Origin of the sequence: Luteitalea sp., assembly GCF_022842525.1 — a bacterium.
In the GTDB taxonomy this organism is placed as follows: Bacteria; Acidobacteriota; Vicinamibacteria; order Vicinamibacterales; family Vicinamibacteraceae; genus Luteitalea.
The window spans coordinates 1-6300 of record NZ_JALHPM010000270.1 but is presented as its reverse complement, the minus strand read 5'-3'; the positions used below and the strand labels follow the sequence as shown (position 1 = coordinate 6300).

The 6300-nt window shown below is 70.2% G+C and carries 5 protein-coding genes and 1 pseudogene; 1 reads left to right on the top strand and 5 read right to left on the bottom strand.

Going from position 1 to position 6300, the window contains the following annotated elements; translation table 11 throughout:
* A pseudogene (locus tag Q0C41_RS28945) lies at positions 1 to 642 on the bottom strand (hypothetical protein); the annotation flags it as partial.
* The gene (locus Q0C41_RS28940; RefSeq protein WP_291990071.1) at positions 639 to 1373 is read right to left on the bottom strand and encodes an HAEPLYID family protein; all 735 of its coding nucleotides are present in this window, start codon (positions 1371 to 1373) and stop codon (positions 639 to 641) included. The pseudogene Q0C41_RS28945 and the gene Q0C41_RS28940, both read right to left, overlap by 4 nt.
* Positions 1374 to 1494: 121 nt before the next feature.
* Here Q0C41_RS28940 and Q0C41_RS28935 point away from each other — a divergent pair, with 121 nt between their 5' ends.
* The gene (locus Q0C41_RS28935) at positions 1495 to 2718 is read left to right on the top strand and encodes a type IV pilus twitching motility protein PilT (RefSeq protein WP_291990069.1); all 1224 of its coding nucleotides are present in this window, start codon (positions 1495 to 1497) and stop codon (positions 2716 to 2718) included.
* A 12-nt stretch (positions 2719 to 2730) separates the two neighbouring features.
* Here Q0C41_RS28935 and Q0C41_RS28930 read toward each other — a convergent pair whose 3' ends face one another.
* From Q0C41_RS28930 to Q0C41_RS28920, 3 genes are all read right to left on the bottom strand, one after another.
* A complete protein-coding gene (locus tag Q0C41_RS28930) occupies positions 2731 to 3465 on the bottom strand; it encodes a hypothetical protein (protein ID WP_291990067.1) in 735 nt (244 codons plus the stop codon).
* Between the two features lie 99 nt (positions 3466 to 3564).
* Complete coding sequence (locus Q0C41_RS28925; protein ID WP_291990065.1) at positions 3565 to 5520, bottom strand: hypothetical protein; 1956 nt, start codon at positions 5518 to 5520, stop codon at positions 3565 to 3567.
* Positions 5521 to 5565: 45 nt separating this feature from the next.
* Positions 5566 to 6057: a TrmH family RNA methyltransferase gene (locus tag Q0C41_RS28920; RefSeq protein ID WP_291990062.1), complete on the bottom strand. Its 492-nt coding sequence runs from the start codon at positions 6055 to 6057 to the stop codon at positions 5566 to 5568.
* Positions 6058 to 6300 lie beyond the last annotated feature (243 nt).

Below are 6300 nucleotides of genomic sequence, written 5' to 3'. Positions count from 1 at the left end.
CAGCGTCCACTCCCGTCCGCCGGTCGTGTCCGTCGTGGCGCCGGAGGCCGGCGTGTAGAGCACGAGGCGGCCTGCGCCGCGCGTCGTGTCGACCCCGTCGACCGGCACGGTGCGCCACGATCCACCGGAGCGGAAGCGGAGACGGACGCGGGCGCTGACCTGGTCGAACAGCCCCTGCTGCCGCTGGGGTCCGTCGAGCAGGGCGACGGCACCGCGAGCGCGCCGCGTGTCGCTGAGCAGCCGGCCGTCGATCTTCAGGAGCCCGTTCGGATCGCCGGTCGGCGAGAAGAACCCGGCGTTGACCGCCGCCAGGGCCCGACTCCGGCGCGCGATGTCGAGCACGGTCGCCCGCCCGGGAATCTCGCCGGTGGCCAGCGCCGAGGCCAGCCGCACGCGTGAGGGATCGAGCCGCAGGAACCGCAGGGACCGCGGCTCGCCGTCGAACGGCCCCTCGACGCGGAACAGCTCCACGCCGGGGGCCACGCGCTCGGCCGCGCCGAGCCAGGCCAGCGACGGGGCGGCCAACCGCGGCGCCAAGTCCGGGCGAAACCGGGCGAGGGTCGCGTCCGCACCGCCCACCAGCGTGCCGACGATGGCCGCGACGACCGCCGCACGGAGGTGTCCGTGACGAGAAGGGGTCACGGGTGCCCGGTGCGATGACGCGGTTCGTAGATCAGGCGCAGGAACATGCTGAGGCGCTGTCGCTCGCGGTTGATGGGCACACCGGTCACGATGCCGACCATGAGTTGGTCACTGATCTGGAGCCGCATCTGCGGCCGGATCGTCATGTCGAAATCGCCGGGCGCCCACGTCTTGTTGATCTCGACGCCGACGAAGTTGCGGCTGTCGCGCACCATGTAGTGCACGTTGCTGTTCACGTCGTACTCCCACGACGCGGTCCGGCCGCGGCCCGTGTGGATCTGCGGTCCGGTGTAGACCAGGGAATGCCACTGCCGGCCGAGCCGCTTGGCGGCCACGAAGAACGGGTTGGCGACGTTGCCGCTCACGAACGGCGATCGACGCACGTCGTCGAGGTCGGTAAAGGCGATCTTGTTGATGTAGCCGACCGCGAACGAGGCCTGGTGCGCCTCCGACACCTTGAACGTCCACTGGGCGGCGGTCTTGAGGCCCTCGACGCGATTGGACGGTGTCTCGACGCCGTTGGCGGGGTAGAAGGTCAGGGGGACTTCGACTTCGAGCCCCAGGCGGTTGGCGGGGGCCCATTCGTACTCGACCAGCGCCTCGTACTGGTCGAAGCGGCTCCGATCGATCAATCCGAGGCCCACGTTCCACTCCCGTTCGCCCTTCCTGGCGCCGAGGTCACGGATGAGATCGATGTACAGAGGCTCGGCATGCAGTACCTTCGGGGGCACGCCGGGGGGTTCGGCACGCGCCGGAGCTGTCAGGGAAAGCAGACCAATCGCGAGTGCCGGAAGTGCTGTCATTCGCATCCCGGAATTCTACCTGTCGCGCCCTGCGCGAAACGGAGAGGCCATGGCCGAGTCCGACATCGATCGACTCATCGACGAGCTCAACGCCCGTCACTCGAGCGGCGGCGACACCTCGGCGCGACTCGTGTCGCCCGGAGCGGAGCCGGATGCCGGAACCACCGGCGACGACGAGGCCGTCGGTCCTGGCGAGATGGTCAACGTCACGACGGACACGAGCCGTCTCGAGGCGTGGCTGCGCGAGGTGGTCCGCCGGCAGGGCTCCGACCTGCTGCTGGTGGCGCAGGCGCCACCGTCGGCGCGCGTCGGCAAGCGGCTGACCCCGATCGCGGAGGTCCCGCTCGGCGGCGTGGAGATCGAACGCGCCGTGCTGCCGGCCCTGCCGCCGCACGCGCGTGAACAGTACGCCCGCCACGGCATCGCCGACGCCTCGTTCGGCCTCGAAGGGGTTGGCCGCTTCCGCGTCAACCTGCATCGCGAGCGCGGACGTCCCGCCGCCACGATCCGCGCCCTCCCGCGCCTCGTGCCGCGGCTGTCGACGCTGGCGCTGCCCGCGGCGGTCGAGCATCTCGCGCAGTTGACCCGCGGGCTCGTGCTCGTCGGGGGCGCCACAGGCTCGGGCAAGTCGACGACGCTGGCGGCGCTGGTGGACGAGATCAACCGCCGCGAGGCCCGCCACATCATCACGATCGAGGACCCGATCGAATACGAACACCAGCACCGGCGGTCGATCGTCGAGCAGGTCGAGATCGGCGTCGACGCGCCCGACTACCCCACCGCCCTGCGCGCGGCGCTCCGCCAGATGCCGGACGTGCTCATCGTCGGCGAGATGCGCGACCCCGAGTCGATGCGGTTGGCACTGACCGCGGCCGAGACCGGGCACCTGGTGATCTCGACGCTGCACACCACCGACGTCACCTCGACGGTGTCGCGGATGGCGGACTCGTTCCCCGTCGAACGTCAGGCCACCATTCGCCAGGAGATCTCGCTGGCCCTGAGCGCGGTGCTGATCCAGTCGCTGCTGCCCCGCCTCTCCGGCGGCCTGGTGCCAGCCGTCGAGCTGCTGATGGTGCAGTACGGCGCCCGGCAGCACATCCGCAAGAACCAGCTGCACCACCTGCACCAGGAGATCACGCTGACGCGACGCTACGGATCGCTGACCTTCGAGGAGTCCCTGGCCGCGCTGGTGCGCGCCGGCCACGTCGATGCCGAGGTGGCGCGCGAGCGCGCCGCCCATCCCGACGAACTCGTGCGCCTGATTGCCGAGTGAGTCGTCGATCGCTTACGGATCGCAGCGGCCGACGGCGCGCGGCTGCATCGGCTCCACCGCCGCGAGCGTGAGGCCGGCGGTGCCGACACGGTGGGCGGTCTTCAGCAGCGCGATGGCGCCAGCGAGTTGCGCGGCCGCGGCCGACGGGTCGGTGGTCGCCAGCGCCTCCGCGGCTCGCGCCTGCTCGCGCACCTGCCACCAGTTCCAGTCGCCGTCGGTGTCCAGCAGGGTCGACAGCTGGCGCCGGGCGAGCACCGTCGCCACGCCGTCGACGGCGATGGCGGCCTCGGTGCGTGTCGCCATGTCGAGCGCCTCGCTGGCCTGCGGCAGACGACGATCGATCAGCAGCGCCAGTTCGCGCGGAGCTTCGTTGGTGTACGCCTCTGCCTCCGCCATCCCATGTGCGACGCCGTCGGCGCGAACGACGAGGTGGATGCGGATCTGCAGCGGACCCACGGCCGCGGCTTCGGCCAGCTGACGGGTGACGGTCTCTCCCGGATCGAGGCGCGAGGCCTCGAGCGGCAGATGGAACGGGTCGCGCCAGGCGTCACGGCGTTCGACGGTGGTATGCCGCGCCTCGTCGCTGCGCACCGACACGCGCCACGCCTCGATGGCCACCTCGCCCGCGTTGTGCAGCCGCACCTGACATGCCCCGAAGGCATTGCGCCCCACCGACACCTCGAGGGGGCCGACGCGCGCCGTGTCGGGCTGCGGCTGCGCGTGAGCGGCCACATGTGACAACAGCATTGCGCATACGAGGGCCACCGAAGGACAAAGTCCGGCGGCGACATCTTTCGCAGTGTCGAAGGCCGAAGGCCGATTGACGATGGCCGACACGTGGCGACCCTAGGGCTTCATTCCCGCATCCAGCGCCGGATTGCGATCCAGGAAGTCGAACGGTCGCAGGGCGAACTCGTGCCACAGCACCGGCATCACCGGCCACTCCTCGGCGCGGACCACATGATGCATGCCGAAGGTGTACCAGAGCACGACGTCGGTGGCGGCAATCGAGCGGTTGCCCTTCGTGTAGGCCGGCAGGCCGTGACCGGGGGTGCTCAGCGTCGGGTAGTCGCCGGCGGCGTAGCGCTCGTCGGGGGCGTACGGCGTCACCCACAGGTGATGGTCGATGAAGCCCGCCCGCTGGCGCGCGACCTCGTCGGGCGCGAGCAGCGTGTGGATCGAGTGCGCCGGGAGCAGCTGATAGCTGGTCGGATAGCCGACGTGGTTCTCGCGCGCGCCGGTCACGCGCCACAACGACGGCGCGTGCATGTCCATGGTCAACTGCGCGTCCTTCTCGGTGGCGGCCGCCTTCGTCTCCGTCACCCAGATGCTGCGGCGGGGATGACCGGCGGGCAGTGTCTTCGGCACGATCTGGTCGCGCACGAAGCGGTTGGTCGGGCCGTCCACGTCGAGATCGAGACGGAAGTTGAAGTAGTGGTCGTGGTTGACCGCCACCACATGGTCCTCGACGAAGCGGCCGTAGGCGTCGGTCTTCGCGTCGGCGCCGTTGGTGGAGCTGACCCGCGCGTTCTTCGCGGCCGTCATCTTGGCCTCGACGATGCCGGTGGCGCCGAGGCTGACCTTGATCTGGCCGTCGGGCAGGAAGCGCCAGTCGACCACGTAGTCGTAGTTGCCGATCATGGCCACCATGCGGACGACGAGCTCGCGCTGCGGGCGACCGTTGGGGCCGTGGCGCCAGATCATGTCGCCGGCCGTCCGCTCGAAGATGCAGGCCACCGCCGGCTTGTCGCCGGGCCAGCCACGCCCCTCGACGACCACGCTGTCGATGAAGGTCGCGTACGTCGGGCAATCGACTCCTGGCGTCAGGGTATCGGCGAGGCCGCCGGCCGAGTACTCGCCGGCATCGATGAACGTCCGGCCGTACCAGTCCTTCTGCGCCGCCATGTACGGCACGAAGATCTCAGAGAGGTGCCCCTCGTAGAGCACCGGCCGCTCGCGGTCGCCATCCTTCCAGGTGGCGGTCGAGACGATCAGGCCGACCCGCGAGTCGGGCCGGACGTGGAAGCGCCACCGATCCCACGAGACGACGTGGCCGTCCATCGTGTAGCCGGGACCGGCCGGCTGCTGCACCTGCAGCGGCGCGGCGAACTCCCGCAACGGACCGACCGCAGCCGCATCGAAGTCGTTGCCACCCGCAGGCACCGGCGCGACTTCGTCATCGGTGAACTCGAGGATCTCGTTGGTGCGCATGTCCATCAGCACGAAGAGGCCCTCGATGCGGCGGGCCCAGGTGTTGCGATACCCGGACCTCAGACGGCACGACAGCACGCCGATGCGCTTGCCGGCGTACGCCGGCTCGCCGAAGTTGCCCGGGGGCGCCGCGATGCAGGTGACGAACTGCCGGTTGGTGATGCCGCGCTTGCGCAGGGCCTCGGCAAACCGCGGGTCCTTCATCGCGACGTCGACGACAGCGGCACCGAACTCGCTCCTGAGCCACATCGGCTGCACGCCCTTGCGCTCGGTCCACGAGACGAGGCGGCGGCCCGTCACGTCCACCGTGGCCTCGAAGACGGAAGCGCCCTGCGACAGCACGACTTCGGCCGTGCGGGCGATCGGCATGCCGGCCTTGAACGCCCACACCGTCGACTTCTCGGGGGCGCGGGCTTCGAGCCGCGTGAAGCTGGTGCCGTCGACCAGCTTGCCCGCCTGCTGCAGCACCTCGAGCACGGTGAAGTGCTCCTGGCGCGTCAGCGGGTCGAGTGGGTGTCGTGCCGGTTGCGCCAGCGCGCCCGACGGGGGGAGCGATGACAGCACGACGAGCAGGTACACGACACGGAACATGGCGGTCTCCTGAGCAATCTGCCAACCGAACGGGGAATGTCCGGATTAGACGCGAGGTGGGCGCGGGGCGCAAGCGCGGTACTGGCGCCGCAGTTCGTACAGCACCACCCCGCCGGCCGTGGCCACGTTCAACGACCCCTTCGTGCCGTGCATCGGGATACGGACGTGCACGTGACAACGCGCCAGCAGGTCGTCGGGCAGGCCCTCCACCTCGTGCCCGAAGAGGACGGCCACGGGCCAGGTCGGCGCCCAGTCGTAGAGGTCGATGGCGTCGGGGGTGGTCTCGATGGCGGCCAGGTGCCCGCCAGCCGCCGCGAACGCCTCCATCCACGACGGCAGGTCGTCCACACCAGCCCAGGGCACGCTGTCCTCGGCCCCGAGCGCCGTCTTGGCGATCTCCTTGCGCGGGGGACGCGCGGTGATGCCAGACAACAGCAGTTCCTGCACGCCGGCGCCGTCGGCGGTGCGAAAGAAGGACCCGACGTTGTAGAGGCTCCGGACGTGATGGAGCACGACGGAGACGGGTAAGGACGGCACGGGAGTCGGGAGTCGGGAGTCGGGCTTGCCGCGCCGAAGCCTTGGCGAAGGCGGTAACAGGCTACGCCAGAACGATGCACGCGGTGTGCAGGTGTGATGGATACAATTGGGGCCATACCCCATGCTCACGACCTGTGCCCGGCTCGTCCTGGTCGCCTGCGCCGCGCTCGCGCTGCTCGCCGGCACGTCGCTGCCCGCCCCGGCTTCCCAGCCGCAGGACGAACCCGACACCCACGCGCTGGC

Excerpts from the sequence above, each read along its gene's own strand:
- Q0C41_RS28935 (WP_291990069.1), top strand. The coding sequence starts at position 1,495 with ATGGCCGAGTCCGACATCGATCGACTCATCGACGAGCTCAACGCCCGT.
- Q0C41_RS28930 (WP_291990067.1), bottom strand. The coding sequence starts at position 3,465 with ATGCTGTTGTCACATGTGGCCGCTCACGCGCAGCCGCAGCCCGACACG.
- Q0C41_RS28925 (WP_291990065.1), bottom strand. The coding sequence starts at position 5,520 with ATGTTCCGTGTCGTGTACCTGCTCGTCGTGCTGTCATCGCTCCCCCCG.